At 36.7% G+C, this 17,780-nt stretch carries 10 protein-coding genes; all 10 read left to right on the top strand.

Annotated elements, in window-relative coordinates; all coding sequences use genetic code 11:
- The first annotated feature begins 4 nt into the window (after positions 1–4).
- The gene (locus tag BD847_RS19745; RefSeq protein ID WP_244201645.1) at positions 5–2,404 is read left to right on the top strand and encodes a GH92 family glycosyl hydrolase; all 2,400 of its coding nucleotides are present in this window, start codon (positions 5–7) and stop codon (positions 2,402–2,404) included.
- Between the two features lie 85 nt (positions 2,405–2,489).
- The gene (locus BD847_RS19740; RefSeq protein ID WP_115889970.1) at positions 2,490–3,779 is read left to right on the top strand and encodes a glucosidase family protein; all 1,290 of its coding nucleotides are present in this window, start codon (positions 2,490–2,492) and stop codon (positions 3,777–3,779) included.
- A 127-nt stretch (positions 3,780–3,906) separates the two neighbouring features.
- Positions 3,907–7,083 carry a GH92 family glycosyl hydrolase gene (locus BD847_RS19735; RefSeq protein ID WP_115889969.1) on the top strand — a complete coding sequence of 1,059 codons (3,177 nt, stop codon included), beginning with the start codon at positions 3,907–3,909 and terminating at the stop codon, positions 7,081–7,083.
- A 337-nt stretch (positions 7,084–7,420) separates the two neighbouring features.
- Positions 7,421–9,604 carry a glycoside hydrolase family 3 N-terminal domain-containing protein gene (locus BD847_RS19730; protein WP_208641817.1) on the top strand — a complete coding sequence of 728 codons (2,184 nt, stop codon included), beginning with the start codon at positions 7,421–7,423 and terminating at the stop codon, positions 9,602–9,604.
- Positions 9,605–9,675: 71 nt separating this feature from the next.
- The gene (locus BD847_RS19725; protein WP_115889967.1) at positions 9,676–11,931 is read left to right on the top strand and encodes a GH92 family glycosyl hydrolase; all 2,256 of its coding nucleotides are present in this window, start codon (positions 9,676–9,678) and stop codon (positions 11,929–11,931) included.
- A gap of 211 nt (positions 11,932–12,142) precedes the next feature.
- A complete protein-coding gene (locus tag BD847_RS19720) occupies positions 12,143–13,048 on the top strand; it encodes a metallophosphoesterase family protein (RefSeq protein ID WP_115889966.1) in 906 nt (301 codons plus the stop codon).
- Positions 13,049–13,183: 135 nt separating this feature from the next.
- A complete protein-coding gene (fucP, locus tag BD847_RS19715; protein ID WP_115889965.1) occupies positions 13,184–14,473 on the top strand; it encodes an L-fucose:H+ symporter permease in 1,290 nt (429 codons plus the stop codon).
- 52 nt (positions 14,474–14,525) lie between these two features.
- Positions 14,526–16,145, top strand: a complete 1,620-nt coding sequence (locus BD847_RS19710) for a UxaA family hydrolase (protein ID WP_244201644.1) — start codon at positions 14,526–14,528, stop codon at positions 16,143–16,145.
- Between the two features lie 57 nt (positions 16,146–16,202).
- On the top strand, positions 16,203–16,967 hold the full coding sequence (locus BD847_RS19705; protein ID WP_115889963.1) for an SDR family NAD(P)-dependent oxidoreductase: 765 nt from the start codon (positions 16,203–16,205) through the stop codon (positions 16,965–16,967).
- A gap of 6 nt (positions 16,968–16,973) precedes the next feature.
- A complete protein-coding gene (locus tag BD847_RS19700) occupies positions 16,974–17,714 on the top strand; it encodes a (Fe-S)-binding protein (protein WP_115889962.1) in 741 nt (246 codons plus the stop codon).
- Positions 17,715–17,780: the final 66 nt, after the last annotated feature.

Raw genomic sequence — 17,780 nt, 5'->3', positions numbered from 1 at the left:
TCAAATGAGAACAAACAGTTATATGAAAACAGTTTTGAAAAAAATAATTCTTTTTGTGGCGGTATTGTCAATCTTTTCCTGTTCAGAGAAAAAAGACAATTTTAATCCGGCTGCCTGGGTTGATCCGCAAATCGGTTCGGTACACGGACGCTGGTTTTTTTACACGCCGGCTTCATTACCTTTCGGAATGGCAAAATTAGCACCGCATACAAATGCATACGGAAGCGGCGGAAGCTGGGCGCCATGCGGTTTTGACGACAGACATAATTCTATTGAAGGTTTTGGTCATTTTCATGAATTTCAAATTGGAGGTTTGGTTGCGATGCCAGTTACAGGAAAATTGCAAACTACTCCGGGAACTTTAGAAAAACCTGAAACGGGATACCGATCAACATTTGATAAAAAAGACGAGCATGCAGAACCAGGTTATTATTCGGTTTTCTTAAAAGAATATAGAATAAAAGCTGAATTAACAGCAACAGAAAGAGTTGGTTTTCACCGATATACTTTTCCAGAATCGGCAGAATCACGTATTATTTTCGACATCGGACATCGTCAGGGCGAAAGCAGTGGCGTTATCGAAGCAACAATGAAACTTTCTGGCAAAAACACTTTAGAAGGAACTATAGAAACCTATCCGGAATATTTGAAATTCTGCGATCCTGAAAAACGTGTAAAAATGTATTTCGTCATTCAATTGGGGAAAACTCCTGTGTCTTACGGTTCTTTTGTTGAGGATAAAACTTCTGACGGACAATCGGAAACAAAAGGAATTGGAAACGGAATGTATATCAATTTTGCTACTAAAAAAGGAGAAATTGTAGAAATGCAGGTAGGGCTTTCGTACACCAGTATTGAAAATGCAAAACTGAATTTAAAGACAGAAGCTACAGGACAAACTTTTGATGCAGTAAGAGCTGCAGCGCATGAAAAATGGAATGAAAAGTTGGGCCGAATCAAAGTGGAAACAAAAGATAGTATCAACAAAGTAAAATTCTACACGGGACTTTATCATGCTCTTTTAGGCCGCGGATTAGCGAGCGACGTAAACGGAAAATATCCAAGACATGATGGAAAAATTGGTCAAATTGCATTAGACGGCAACGGAAAACCAAAATACAATCATTACAATACAGACGGAATTTGGGGCGGATTTTGGAATTTAGGACAACTTTGGGCTTTAGCTTATCCGGATTATTTAAGCGAATATATTCAGTCGAATCTTGATTTTGCAAAAGAAACAGGCTGGTTGCATGACGGAGTAGCGGCCGGAGCACATTCAAACGGAGTACAAACAAATTGTTTCGGTTTAATGATTGCGGCGACGTACAATTCTGGAATTCGTGATTTTAATGTTGAAGAAGCCTACCAGATTGCTTACAAAAATGAAACGGGTTACAAAGATCGTCCATTTGGTTCGGGGAAATATGATTTGGCTTATTTTGTAAAAGAAGGCTATATTCCATCAAAAGATACGACTATCGCTAATGGATGGGTTTTTAATTTTGGAGCTTCACATACACTTGAGTTTGCGTACACTTCGTACGGAGTTTCACAATTTGCAAAAGCTTTAGGCAAAAAAGAAGATTATAAAAAACTGACCAAACAGGCAGGAAACTGGAAAAACATTTTTGATCCGGAAACTAAATTCATTCGTCCACGTTATCAGGACGGAAAGTTTATCGAAAACTTCAATCCAATGCAAGCGTGGAGAGGATTTCAGGAAGCCAATGCGTATCAATATACGTGGTATGTTCCTCAGGATCCAGCTGGGTTGATCAAAATTCTTGGCGTAGATTTATTCAATAAACGCTTGGAAACGACTTTTAATGAAAGTCAAAAATCAACTTTTGGTGGAGGGAACGGAATCGATAGTTTTTCAGGACTGGAAATGCTTTACAATCATGGAAACCAGCCTTGTCTGCATCATTCGTTTCTGTTTAATTATTCGGGGAAACCCTGGCTTACACAAAAATGGTCCCGTATGATTTGCGATGAATTCTACGGCGCAGAACCGCTTCATGGCTACGGATTTGGTCAGGATGAAGATCAGGGACAACTTGGTGCATGGTTCGTAATGGCTTCCATGGGATTATTTGATGTTCAGGGACATGCTGCGATGCATCCAACTTTTCAATTCGGAAGTCCGTTGTTTGATAAAGTAACCATCAAACTGGATAAAAAATACTATAAAGGCGATGAATTGGTTATTGAGACTAAAAATAATTCGAAGCAAAACAAGTATATACAATCGGCTTCCTTTAACGGTGAAAAAGTAGAAAATGCCTGGATCGATCGAAAAAAACTAACAGACGGAGGCGTTTTATTATTTGAAATGGGAGCAAAACCTAATACAAATTGGGGTGTAAAAACACCACCGCCATCAATGAGTACTAGCAAATAAATGAATTTGGAAGCTAAAAAAAAAATTAAAAAGAATAACTGAAACAAATCTATTGAGATTTATCATAGATGAAATTTAAATAAGTATGAAAAAAATATTTTTGTCAGTAGCAGCATTTGCGTTTGCACTGACTTTATCAGCACAGCAACAAACAATTGACAAGAAATTGTCTGAAAAGATTAAGAATGATCCTAATATGTCTTTTGTAAAAAGTAAAGCGCTGGAAGTAATGAAAACGGGAGTTAATGCCGGTGACGGTTACAGAGAAGTTTGGATTCGCGATTACAATACTTTTATAGAATTGGCGGCACAAGTGACTAAAAAAGAAGATATAAAAGAAAATCTTTTAGTATTCTTTAGAATGCAGGGCGAAGACGGAAACATCATTGACGGTTACACGCCAAAAGAACAAATTGGAGCCGGAGAAACCGATTTTTCGTATTCGAAATTAGAGCCAAGATATGCGGCACACAAAAATACGGTAGAAACAGATCAGGAAACTTCGTTGGTTCAGGCAGTTTATAAATACATTCAGTTAACCGGTGATAAATCTATTTTGGCAGAAAAAGTAGGTGATAAAACTGTAGCACAAAGACTGGAATGGGCAATGGATTTTTTAATGAAAAATCGCTATTCAAAAAAATACGGCTTGATTACAGGAGCAACAACAGCAGATTGGGGCGATGTACAACCTGAACACGGATGGGGCGTAGATTTAGATAAAAACACACATTTTGCTATTGATATTTATGACAATGCCATGTTTATAGTAGCATTAAATAACTTGATGGAAATGCTACCTTCTACAAAAAATAAATGGGAAAAAACCAGAAAAGAGGTGGCAAAAAATACCCGCACTTATCTTTGGGATACTAAAAAACAAAAGTTTATTCCGCATTTATATTTAAACGGATCACCATTTCCTGCCGATTTTGATGAAAATAATATCTTTTATTTTGGAGGTACAACGGTAGCGATGGAAGCCGGTTTACTTAGCAGAGAAGAAGTAAAAGCTTCATTAGACGAAATGGTAAAAAGAGTAAAAGAAGCGGGTGCGCCTTCTATTGGTCTTACACTTTATCCTCCGTATCCAAACGGTTATTTTGTTAATAAAATAATGAATCCGGAATACAGTTATCAAAACGGAGGTGACTGGACTTGGTTTGGAGCAAGAACCATTCAGCAATTAATCAAATACGGTTATGTAGAAGAGGCTTATAGAGAAGTACAACCAATGCTGAAACGTGTAAGAGATAATAATGGTTTCTACGAATGGTATTCGATAAAAAATGAACCAAGAGGATCAGGAACTTTCAGAGGCGAAGCGGGAGTTTTGTACACTGCGATCGTAATGTTTGAAAAGCTGAATAAATAGATTTTAATAATATAACTCGGTGGGCGTAATTATTTTAACAGATAGTACTGATTGTTATCGGGACTATCTGTTAATTTTTTTGCGATTACTTTCTAATTCATATCGAATATACAAGACCTTATAAAACATGAAAAAAGCGGTAATATCTTTAGTCTTATGTTTTTTTTCGTTATCAGTTTTTTGTCAAAATACGCTTTGGCAAATAGGAAAAAAAGACAATAGCGCAGCCGAATTTGCTTTGGCACCAAACGGGAAAGATAAGTATTTGGCAAATTTCGGTGGAGAAAAAAATGTCTATTCTATAGGGTATTCCTCTCCGGAAGAAGATTGGGCATATGTATTACCGGGACCTTTGGATGCTTGGGCTGGTGGAGGTTACTGGGCTGGATTTTATCCGCGTCATTTTCCGAGAATTGTTTTTAATGCGAAACATTTTGATGCAAAAGCGACTTATAAACTGGTTTTGGATTTTGTAGATGTAAATAAAAGCAATTCACCAAGATTAAGAATTGAAGTCAACGGTCACCGTCAGGAAATTCAATTACCTAAAGGAAACGGAAAGGCTTTAACAGAAAAAGAATCAGATGGAAAAAGTGCATCCGTATCTGTTGACATTAAAGGGGAATGGCTCAATAAAGGCGTAAATACGATTCAAATGGGTATCGTCGAAGGCAATTGGGCTGTATTTGACGCTATCCGATTAGAGGGGAAAATACTCGATTTACAAAAGGGAAATTCTACATTAATTCTTTCGGCGAAAGTTGCTCCTTTTGAATTAAAAAAAGGAAAATCACAAATCCAACCGCTTTTAATTGATGTTATCCAAATGGATAAAGAAGCGGTAATTGAGGTAAATGTAAAAGGTGAGGCAGCCATTTCGAAAAAGATAGAAAAAGGACATAGTATCATTGAAATTCCTATGCCGGCAATAGCAGATCGAAAGCAAAAAGTTTTAACTTCTGTAGTGATAAAGTCAGGAAATCAGGAAGTTTTTTCTGGAAATGTAACACGATCGAAACAAGATTTACAAACCCTTTCCGATTATGTTGATGGATTAATCGGAACAGGAAATTCACGTTGGATGTTTAAGCCCGGACCTTCTTTGCCTTTGGCTATGGTTCAGATTGCTCCTGATAATCAGGATGAAACATGGAAAGCAGGTTATGAATATACGGTAGAAAATATTACAGGATTTAGTCATTTTTCTGATTGGACAATGTGTGGATTACTTACTATGCCAACAACTGGAAAATTACAAGTGAACACGGGAACAGAGAAGAATCCGGATTCTGGTTATCGAGCCAGAATTGATAAAAAAACAGAATCGGCAAAAATTGGTAAGTATAGTGTCTATATGACGGATACAAAAATTAAAGCTGAAATTACTGCGACACGTCGTGCCTCTTTGCAACGTTATACTTTTCCACAATCAGATTCGGCGCGAATTATGGTCGATATGTTCACGCCAAATGAATATCCACATAATTTAACAGCTGCTAAAATTACTAAAGTTTCAAGTACACAAATCGAGGGCTATGCGACTTACTATAATGCTTTTACAGGTTATTCTTTAGAGCAATCTTACACCGTTTATTTTGTGATGCAATTTAGTAAACCGTTTGACTCGATGGGAAGTTGGACCAATAATGAAGTTCCTCCCGTAACAGGTTATATTGGCGAATGGAAACGAACACATGAATTTGCAACCGAACCTTCGATCATACAAAATACAAGTTTGGTGGAAGGAAAAGGTGATTTGGGTGTTTTTCTGAATTTCAAAACAAAAAAAGGCGAAACAATTGAGGTGCGTACTGGTGTTTCTCTAGTTGATTTGGACGGAGCCAAAAATAATCTTCAAAAGGAAATTGAAATACCTTTTAATTGGAATTTTGAAAAAGTAGTCGAGAATGCAAGAAATATTTGGGATGAATATTTAGGACGTGTCACAATAGAAACAGACGATTATTTGCAAAAAGTAAAATTCTTTACCAATATGTACAGAGCCTTATCGGCAAAAGCCATGTGGACCGATATTGATGGAAGGTATGTTGACGAAAATGAAAAGATTTGCCAATTTAAAAATCCTGATGATTGTGTAGTAAGTGGCGAGTATTGGAATACCTTTTGGAACAATCAGCAATTATTTAATTTGATTGCACCAGAAATTTCTTCAAAATGGGCGCGGTCGGCAATCGATTTATACAAAAACAGCGGTTGGATGAATACAGATCCTGCAGGCGTAGAACATACAGGAGTCATGGTGGCAATGCATGGAGTTTCGCAGGTTATGGGAGCATGGCAGAGTGGAATCCGCGATTTTGATTTGAATATTGCTTATGAAGGATTCAAAAAAATGCTGACCACTAGTCCTCAAAATTACGAAGGTGGCGGAACTGTTGGTGTAGAAGATATCGATCCTTATATGAAATATGGATATATTCCTTTAAATATGGGAAGTGTGTCGAACACTATGGAATATGCTTATGATGATTTTTGTTTGTCGCAAATGGCATTGACTTTGAATAAAAAGGACGATTATAATTACTTTTTGAAACGATCTGAAAATTGGAAAAATACCTTTGATAAAGAAAGCGGTTTTGCAAGGCCAAAAGACAAAGATGGCAATTGGATGACTCCTTTTGATCCGTATCACACTCCCGGATTTGTTGAAGGAAATTCATTCAACTATACTTGGTTTGTACCTCACGATCCAAAGGGATTGGTAGCTGAAATGGGAAAAGAACGTTTTGTGACGCGATTGAATGAGGCGATGGAAAAGTCAGCTTTGGCTAATTTTAATGCTTCTGGGGATAATTTTTCGGCCTTTCCAATCAATCATGGAAACGAACCGGCTATGGAGGTTTCGTATTTGTTTAATTGGGCAGGAAAACCTTGGCTCACTCAAAAATGGGTTCGAGCGATTCAGGAACAATATTACGGAACAACAGCTTATGATGCTTATCCCGGAGACGAAGATTTAGGACAAATGAGTAGTTGGTATATAATGAGTGCTATCGGATTGTTTCAGATGGATGGTGGTTGTTCAACAACTCCTATTTATGAAATTGGAAGTCCAAGATTCGAGAAAACAATAATTTCTTTGGGAGGCAGATACAATCGCGGAGCTGAATTTGTTATCGAAGCTCGAAATGCGTCGAAAGAAAATAAATACATTCAGTCAGTAAAATTGAACGGAAAAACGATTTCCGATTTCCGAATTTTACAATCGGATGTTCTGAAAGGTGGTAAGTTGGAATTAGAAATGGGGAATCTACCTAATGAAAGTTGGGGAGTCGAACGCTAAATAAGAAAAGGTAAAATTAGTTTCGCTTTATTATAATAGTACTGAAAGAAAGAGATAATGTATTATGCATTATCTCTTTCTTTTTATAATTTTTGCAAAGGTAATTGCTACTTAAATTTAGATAAAATTGAATTATTATATAAAAAAAAGATATTTTATCTTTAAATTTCCGAAATTACGCAACTTAATTAATTAGCTAAAATTTTTACTATTTGTTTCATAGATAGTTATGTTTTGTAAAGTTGATCTATTTAAGTTTTCGACTTTTCTTTTCGTTTTAATTGGTAAAACGTTTTAGTAAAGAAATTAGGATTTTGAAATTTTAAAAACAACCATAATGAATTGTTCCAGAACTTACCGATTTGCAATGTTTTTTTGTATTTGTATAGGAGTTGCAAATGCGCAGCAAAAGACTCCGGCTTACAAAAATCAAGATTTACCAATAGAAAAAAGGGTAGATGATTTATTAAAACAATTGACCACTGAAGAAAAGATTTCTTTACTAGGTTTTGAAAGCAAAGCGGTAAAACGATTGGATATTCCGCAATACAATTGGTGGAGTGAATCGCTTCATGGTGTGGCTAGAGCAGGAAAAGCAACTGTTTTCCCTCAGGCTTTAGGAATGGCAGCTACCTTTAACGATCCTTTGCTTAACGAAGTAGCAAATGCAATTTCAACCGAAGCCAGAGCTAAAAATAATATGGCTGTAGCCAAAGATCGCCGCCTGCAATATATGGGGTTGAATTTTTGGTCTCCAAATATTAATATTTTCAGAGATCCTCGCTGGGGAAGAGGTCAGGAAACATACGGAGAAGATCCTTTTCTGACGGGAAAAATGGGAACTGCCTATGTAAAAGGATTGCAGGGAAATGATCCTAAATACATGAAAACGGCAGCTTGCGCTAAACATTTTGCTGTACACAGCGGACCGGAAAAAACAAGACATTCTATTGATGTTATTGTAGACGAAAAAGATTTAAGAGAAACGTATTTGTATGCGTTTAAAAAATTGGTTGATGCTAAAGTAGAAACTGTTATGTGCGCGTATAACCGTGTAAACTCAGAACCTTGTTGTACAGGCAAAACTTTATTACAGGATATTTTAAGAAAAGAATGGAAATTTGGCGGACATGTAGTAACCGATTGTTGGGCATTACAGGATATTTATGAAGGACATAAAACGTTGCCAAACAGTGTAGTTGTAGCAGCCGAAGCGATTAAACGTGGAGTAAATATGGATTGCAGCGGATTGTTGCAAAAAGATGCCATCAACGCTTTGAATCAAAAACTGATTACGACGAAAGATATTGATAATGCATTGGCGCCGACTTTGAGAACCCAATTCAAATTAGGATTTTACGACAAAGCAGAGGATAATCCGTATAGAAAATATGGTATTGATAGTATAGCTAATAAGTACCACAGAAATCTTAGTTTAAAAATGGCAGAACAAGGAATGGTTTTGCTGAAAAATGGTGAAGTTGGCGATCAGAAAACAAAAGTATTGCCTCTTAAAAAAGAAGATTGCAAATCAATTATGATTGTTGGACCAAATGCCGCTTCGTTAGATGCGTTGTTAGGAAATTATCACGGAATTAGCGATAAGGCAGTGAACTTTGTAGAAGGAATTGCCGGTGCCGTAGATCCAGATACACGCGTAGAATATGACATGGGTTGCGATTTTACCAATACAACTGATTTTGGTGGAGTTTGGGCAGCATCAATGGCAAATGTTACGATCGCCGTTATTGGTTTTACGCCAGTTTATGAAGGTGAAGAAGGTGATGCATTTTTGGCTGATGGTAAAGGAGACAGAAAAAATATGGATCTTCCTGCGTCTCATATTGCGTACATAAAAGCACTTCGTAAAGGAACAAAAACACCACTTATTGCAGTGGTTACCGGAGGAAGTGCTGTCGATATTTCAGCAATTGAGCCTTATGTAGATGCTATCGTTTTTGCCTGGTATCCGGGTGAGCAAGGCGGAACGGCTCTGGCTAATCTTCTTTTCGGAAAAGTTTCTCCTTCAGGACATTTACCGGTTAGTTTTTACAAATCTTTCAGCGATTTACCGGACTATAATAGCTATGCAATGGCCGGAAGAACGTATCGTTATTTTGATAAAGAAGTACAATATCCTTTTGGTTTCGGATTAAGCTATAGCACTTTTGGTTACAATTGGGTTCAAAAACCGGAAAGTGTAAAATCGACGTCAGATAAAATTTCGATGCAAATCAAAATTGATAACACAGGACAATACAATGCTGATGAAGTGGCGCAGGCATATGTTGAATATCCAAGCGGAGACAGAATGCCATTGAAAGAACTGAAAGCATTCAAACGTGTTTCTTTGGTTAAAGGAAATTCTCAAACCGTTACTTTAGAAATTCCATTAGAAGAACTTAAAAAATGGGATGATACAAAAAAACAATTCAAAATTTACGAAGGAAAATACAATGTAAAAATTGGTTCGAATTCACGAGATACAGCTTTGGAAGCCAGTTTTGAAATTTCAAAGTAAGATAAAAACAAAAAACAATAAGCAAAAAACAGCGACTTGATGATTCTTGTCGCAAAAACAAAAAACCAAAAATGAATAAAAATTTAAAAACCGCATTTTTTGCACTTTTAGGACTTTGTTGTCTGCAAATGCAAAGTCAGACTAAACAAAATTTAACGCAATATGTAGATCCTTTTATCGGAACAGGATTTCATGGACACGTATTTATGGGAGCGAATGTTCCTTTTGGAGGCGTTCAGCTTGGACCTGTAAATATTTCACAAGGCTGGGACTGGTGTTCGGGTTATCATTATTCTGATCCTACAATTATTGGATTTTCGCATACACATTTGAGCGGAACCGGAATTGGTGATCTTGGAGATTTCCTTTTTATGCCGGCAATTGGTAAAGTGAATCTGAAAAAAGGAACGGCAAAAGACATGGCAAACGGATACATTTCAGGTTTTGACCATAAAGATGAGGTGGCGAAACCGGGCTATTATTCGGTTATCCTAAAGAAAAATAAAATCAAAGCCGAAATGACCGCTACAGAAAGAGTAGGTTTTCAAAAATATACTTTTCCGGCTTCAGATCAATCGCATATTGTTTTGGATTTAGTAGAAGGAATTGGCTGGGATAGAGCTGTAGATACTTACATTAAAGTTAAAAATGACACACTAATTGAAGGGTATCGTTTTTCAAAAGGATGGGCTGCAGATCAACGAATTTATTTTGCGGCAATTTTATCTAAACCGGCAAAAAAAATCCAGTTGTATGACAATACAAAAGAGATGATCAATAAAGTAGTTTCGGGAGACAGTGCAAAAGCGGTTATTCATTTTGCGACTTCAAAAGATGAGGTAATTAAAATTAAAGTGGGAATTTCGCCCGTTAGTACTGAAAATGCTTTAATGAATATTAAAAAAGAAATTTCAGGTTGGGATTTCGAAAAAGTAGCAGCTCAGGCAGATGAAAAATGGAATAAAGAGTTAGGTAAAATTGCAGTAAAATCTGCAGATCCAGCTAAAATGAAAATCTTCTATACGGCTTTGTACCACACTATGATTGCGCCTTCTATTTTTAATGATAGCAATGGCGATTATTACGGTACAGACAAACAGGTACATAGAGCGGCAGGATTTACTAATTTGACAACTTTCTCGTTATGGGATACTTATAGAGGAGCAAATCCATTATTTACGTTAACGCAACCGGAAAAAGTTTCAGACATGATCAATTCGATGTTGGCGATTTATAAAGAATCTGGACATCTTCCGGTTTGGCATTTAATGGGGAATGAAACGTATTGTATGCCTGGAAACAGTGGTATTCAGATCGTAGCCGATGCGTATTTAAAAGGTATAAAAGGAATTGACGGCGAATTGGCTTTCGAAGCTATGAAAGCAACAGCGATGCAGGATGACCGCGGAGTTAATTTTGTGAAAAAGTTAGGCTATATTCCTGGAGATAGTTTGAGAGAATCGGTTTCTTACGGATTAGAATATGCGATTTCTGACGGTGCTATTGCGATGGTGGCAAAAAAAATGGGAAAAACAGAAGACTATAATTACTTCTTAAACCGTTCAAAAGCCTATAAAAAATATTATGATCCTTCAGTTGGTTTTGTGCGTGCAAAGTTAAGCGATACAGCATGGAGAACGCCTTTTGATCCGTTTAAATCAATACACGAAAAAGGTGATTTCTCTGAAGGAAATGCTTGGCAATATACTTGGTTAGTGCCTCAGGATGTTGAAGGACTTATTGCCTTGTTGGGCGGTGAAAAACCATTTACAAAAAAACTAGATACTTTGTTTACCATTTCTGGTGATATGGGTGCTGAAGCATCAAGCGATATTACAGGTTTGATTGGACAGTATGCACACGGAAACGAACCGAGTCACCACATTACTTATTTATACAATTTCGTTGGTCAGCCTTGGAAAACAGCTGAGAAAGTACGCTACATTGTGGACAATTTATACAGCGATAAAACAGACGGATTGTGTGGAAATGAAGATGTTGGACAAATGTCGGCATGGTACGTTTGGAACGCTATGGGAATGTACTCTGCAAATCCTTACAACGGAGTTTATTGCATCGGAAGTCCTTCAATGGATGAATCAGTTCTAAAACTGGCGGATGGAAAAACGTTTACAGTAAAAGCCTTAAACAATAGTCCGAAAAACATCTACATTCAAAAAGCGACATTAAACGGAAAAGAATATTCAAAAAGTTATATTCTACATGCTGATGTTATGAATGGTGGAGAATTGGTATTTACGATGGGAGACAAACCTTCAAAATCTTGGGGAGTTGCTGCGAAAGACAGACCTTATTCTGCAAAATAGTGTATCCGACTTAACAGGTTTTTAAAACCTGTTAGGTCTAAAGATATCAAACAAGAAAATGAAAAGAATGATAGCGTCCAGCTTTAGCTGGGTGTAAGTAGTATAATATAGATTTAGGGCTTTAGCCAAAATTCTTAATTTGGCTAAAGCCCATTTATTTAAAATAGTATAAATAAATCTGCTCAATCTGGGTAAAAAAATAGAACTAGAAATGAAAAGAAGGGAATTACTAAAGTATCTTGGTCTTACGGCCGGAACCGTTGCATTAAGCGGTTCGGCATCGATTCTTTCACCATCGGAACAAAACACTAAAAAGAAAAGAGTTTTGCGTATTGCGCACATTACTGACGTTCATATACGACCGGAAGAAAATGCACCAGAGCGATTTGTAAAATGTCTTGAAGAAATAAAAAAACATAAAGTAGATTTTTTTCTGAATGGAGGAGATTCGATTTATGCTGCAGACTACGATAATATTACGAGAGAAAGAGTTAATGAATTATGGAAAGTCTGGAAAGATACCACCCATTCAATAAGTGATTTTGAAATGCACAGTTGTCTTGGTAATCATGATATGTGGTGGGCGGCACCGGACAAAAAAGACCCCATGTATGGTAAAGATTATGTCGTTAAGCAATTAGGAATTTCAAACCGTTATTATAGTTTTGACAAAAAAGGTTGGCATTTCGTTATTCTGGACAGTAATAATGGTGGCGGTTCTTTAGATGAAGAACAGCGCGTTTGGTTAGAAAAGGATTTAAAAAGCATTCCTGCCGGAACTCCTGTTGTCTGTATGAGTCATTATCCTATTTTGGCTGTTTGTACACATGTTGATGGAGGAAACCATACCGATTCGAAATACATCAGCGATCTTTTTTATCAACACAAAGACAAAAAAACAACCTGCTTAAGCGGACATATTCATTTATTGGACGAAGCCGTTTATAACAATGTACATTATTATTGCAATGGCGCTTTAAGCGGATTTTGGTGGGAGCCGGGCGATAAAGAATCGGCTGGAAAAAGCTTTTACAAACAAACGCCTCCGGGCTATGCTATTATTGATTTATATGAAGACGGACTAGTTGATAATCAATATTTTCCGCATTCTTTTTAGATATCAGTATTTTTTATTGGATTTTTTTTAGAATTGACAATTACTAATTAATTAAGGGTAATATTGAATTAATAAATATACCTCAGATATAGTAATTTTATACTTCTAAAAAAGTATAATTTTAATAAAAAACATATGGCATTAATAACTGAATTGGATGTACAAAAAAATGTAGCTTCTAGAGAAAATAAGAAATGGTTGTTTCCTTTTATATTGGTTACCAGCCTTTTCTTTTTCTGGGGTTTTGTACACAACTTAGATCCAATACTTATTCCTCATTTAAGAAAAGCATTTAATCTTACCGATTTAGAATCATCATTAATCGATTCATCTGTATTTGTGGCTTATTTTGTAATGGCTTTGCCGGCAGGATATATAATGAGGAAATACGGTTATAAATCCGGAATCATGATCGGATTAGTTTTGTTTGGTATTGGCTCAATTTTGTTTGTACCAGCAGCTAATTCACTGCAATATATTTACTTTTTGGGCGCTTTGTTTGTTATTGCCTGCGGACTTACTTTTTTAGAAACAGCAGCAAATCCGTACGTTACCATCTTAGGACCGTCAGAAACAGCAACCAAAAGACTTAATTTCTCACAATCATTTAACGGACTTGCCGCTTTTATTGCTCCTGCCTATGTGGGACCAATGATTTTATCTGGTAAAAATTTGACACAGGCAGAAATGGATGCAATGGCTCCGGCTGATTTGCATGCGTATATTTTAGAAGAAGCTGCAAGTGTAAAAATGCCTTATTTAATTTTAGGTTTAATTATTCTTGCCGTAGCATTGATTTTCTATTTTACGAATATGCCCGATGTAAAAGACGAAGACAAAGAAGGAGCTGAAGGAGCAAGTTTTGCTGGCGCCTTAAAGTCAATACGTTTACGTTGGGGAATTTTAGCGCAGTTTTTTTACGTTGGTGCGCAGGTTTGCGTTGGTAGTTTTTTTATAAAAATGGCGACGACTTCTGCAGGACTTGCGGAAGGTGTTGCAGCTAAATATTTAGGATTCTTTGGTCTGGCATTTATGTTAGGGCGTTTTGCAGGGACTTTTTTCATGCAATACATACAACCAAGAAAATTATTAATCATTTATGCGATCATTAATATTTGCTTATCCATTGTTGCCATTGTTGGATCAGGAATGGTTGTGGTTTATACTTTAATAGCAATTGCCTTTTTTATGAGTATTATGTTTCCAACGATTTTCTCAATGGGAATCGACGGACTTGGACATAATACCAAAATAGGATCTTCATTGATTGTGATGTCTATTGTTGGAGGTGCTTTACTGCCTCCGGTTTTAGGATTGATTTCAGATATTACAGGAAGCATTCAATACGGTTATGTAGTGCCGTTAACTTGTTTTTCGGTGATACTATTGTTTGCATTTAACGGACATAAAACAAATAAAGCATAAATTCTATTTATATAATATGTTAGAAAACGGAGTTAAAAGATTGGTGATAAAAATGCACCCGAATGATAATGTGTTGGTTGCCCTGACTGATTTGGCGAAAGGAGAAACTGTGACTTTTGAAGGACAGGATTATATTCTTGCCGATACGATTAAGGCAAAGCATAAATTTTATACAGCTGATTTGAAGCAAGGTTCTGAAATCACGATGTATGGGGTTTTGGTGGGCAAGGTGCAAAGTGATATTGCAAAAGGAAGCCTGATGACCACCGATAATCTTAAACATGCTGCAGAACCGTATCAATATCGTGATGTTGATTTTACATGGCAGGCGCCGGATGTTTCCAAATATAAAAACAGGACTTTTAATGGATATAAAAGAAGTGACGGTCGTGTTGGAACAGCAAATTACTGGTTATTTATACCAACAGTATTTTGCGAAAACCGAAATCTGGATGTCATTCGTGAAGCGCTTCATAATGAGTTGGGATATTCAGTGAGTGACAAGTATACACAATACACGCATTATTTACTTGAGGCTTATAAAAACGGAGAAGATCTGGATTCAATTGACGTTCAATTGACGCCGGATCAAAATTCAAACCGAGTATTTAAAAATGTTGATGGTATCAAATTCTTGAATCATCAAGGAGGTTGTGGCGGTACACGTCAGGATGCTTCGACTTTGAGCGCTTTGTTGGCTTCTTATGCAAATCATCCAAACGTTGCCGGAATTACGGTTTTAAGTTTAGGATGTCAGCATTTGCAGATTCAGGATTTTATAACTGATGTTAAAAAACAAAATCCGGCATTCGACAAACCTTTATTGGTTTTTGAACAACAACAGGCAAAAAGTGAAGAACAATTGGTTGCAGATGCAATCAAGAAAACTTTTGAAGGATTAGTTGAAATAAACAAATACGAAAGAACTCCAGCGCCTTTAAGCGAATTATGTTTGGGAGTAAAATGTGGTGGAAGTGATGGTTTTAGCGGAGTTTCTGCAAATCCGGCTGTTGGTTATACTTCTGATTTGCTTGTAGGTTTAGGCGGAAAAGTGCTTTTGGCTGAATTTCCTGAATTATGCGGTGTAGAGCAAAATCTTATCGATCGTTGCACAAGCGAAGCTGTAGCGACAAAATTCATTGATTTAATGCAGTCTTACGATGCGTTGGCACATAAAGTGGGTTCAGGTTTTCATATGAATCCATCACCTGGAAATATCAAAGACGGATTAATTACAGATGCTATAAAAAGTGCAGGAGCTGCCAAAAAAGGAGGAACAGCACCAGTTGTAGATGTATTGGATTACACTGAACAGGCAACAAAACCTGGTTTAAGTTTGGTTTGTACACCAGGAAATGATGTTGAGGCAACAACGGGTAAAGCAGCATCTGGAGCGACATTAATATTATTTACGACAGGATTAGGAACGCCAACAGGAAACCCAATTTGCCCGGTTATTAAAGTGGCAACCAATTCGGTGTTGGCTAAAAAAATGAGTGATATTATTGATATTGACTGTGGTCCGATTATTAGCGGAGAAAAATCAATTGAAGAAATGGGAGAGGATATTTTGGAATATTGTATCAAAGCGGCAAGCGGTGAAATTATTCCAAAAGCGGTTTCTTTAAATCAGGATGATTTTATTCCGTGGAAACGTGGAGTATCATTGTAATATTTATAGTTCTCAAAACTAAAAGTTATTAATCTAAAGATCTAAAAATCTAATTATATGTTTTCATTACAAAATAAAAAAGCAGTAGTTACAGGCGGTGGAAGTGGAATTGGAAAAGCAATCTCTGCCTTATTTGCAAAACAGGGAGCTGAAGTTCATATTATTGAATTAACTGAAGAAAGTGCTAAAGCTGCCGTTGAAGAAATTGAAGCAGCAGGAGGAAAAGTATTTTCTCATGCTTGTAATGTTGCGAATCAACAAGAGCTTTCAGCAACATTTGAAAAAATCGGAGCTATTAATATTTTGGTAAACAATGCAGGAATTGCTCACGTTGGAAAAGTAGAAACGACTCCAGAAGCCGATTTTGATCGAATTATGAATGTGAATGTAAAAGGCGTTTACAATTGTTTGTATGCTGCAGTACCGAATTTAAGAGCTTCTGGCGGTGGTGTTATTTTAAATATGGCATCAATCGCTGCGTGGGTTGGTATTCCCGACAGATTTGCTTATTCAACAGCTAAAGGAGCTGTAATGGCAATGACGCTTTCAGTTGCCAAAGATTATATGGCAGAAAATATTCGTTGTAATTCTATTTCACCTGCAAGGGTTCACACGCCTTTTGTGGATGGATTTATTGCAAAAAATTATCCAGGGAAAGAAGCTGAAATGTTCGAAAAATTATCAAAGTCGCAACCAATTGGTCGTATGGCTAAACCGGAAGAAGTAGCAGCTTTGGCCTTGTTTTTATGCAGCGACGAATCTGGTTTTGTAACCGGTTGTGATTATCCGTTGGATGGTGGTTTTATTAAATTAAACAACTAAAATAAAATGAAGATTGCCTTATTCATTCCCTGCTATATAGATCAGTTTTATCCCAACGTGGGTATTGCTACTTTGCAGTTATTGGAAAAGTTGGGTTGTGATGTTGCTTTTCCTTTGGAACAAACCTGTTGTGGTCAGCCTATGGCGAATAGCGGTTTTACAAGTCTGAGTAAAGGTTGTGATCTAAATTTTGTTAGAAATTTTTCGGGATTTGATTACATAGTGGCGCCGTCAGGAAGTTGTGTTTTGCATGTAAAAGAACATTTGAAAGATGATGAAAACCCAATTGAAGCAGCTCGTATCCGTAATAATGTTTATGAACTGACAGAGTTTCTTACCGATATTTTAAAAATAAAAAGTTTGAATGCTAATTTTCCTTATAAAGTAGGATTACATAATAGCTGCCACGGACAAAGAGGTTTGCACCTTTCGTCAATGACGGAAAGAATGTTGCCTGAATTTTCGAAACCGGAGCAATTGCTAAATATGGTTGGTGGAATTGAACTCAGAAAGCCAAAACGTAATGATGAATGTTGTGGTTTTGGAGGAACTTTTTGCGTTTTTGAGGAAGCTGTAAGCGTAAAAATGGGTAAAGATCGCGTAAAGGAACATGAAGATAATGATGTTGATTACATTACTGGTGGAGATACCAGTTGTTTGATGCACCTCAACGGTATATTAAGACGACAAGGAAGTAAAGTCAAAACGATTCATATTGCCGAAATATTGAATAATAGTTTACAATAAGTAAGAAGTTTTCCTGAAATAGTTCGAAAAAGAGATGATACAATCATCATTAATTGCATATTCAGA

The sequence above is a fragment of the Flavobacterium cutihirudinis genome (assembly GCF_003385895.1).
GTDB lineage: Bacteria > Bacteroidota > Bacteroidia > Flavobacteriales > Flavobacteriaceae > Flavobacterium > Flavobacterium cutihirudinis.
The sequence above is the reverse complement of the archived record's forward strand: the minus strand, read 5'-3'. Positions and strand labels throughout refer to the sequence as shown.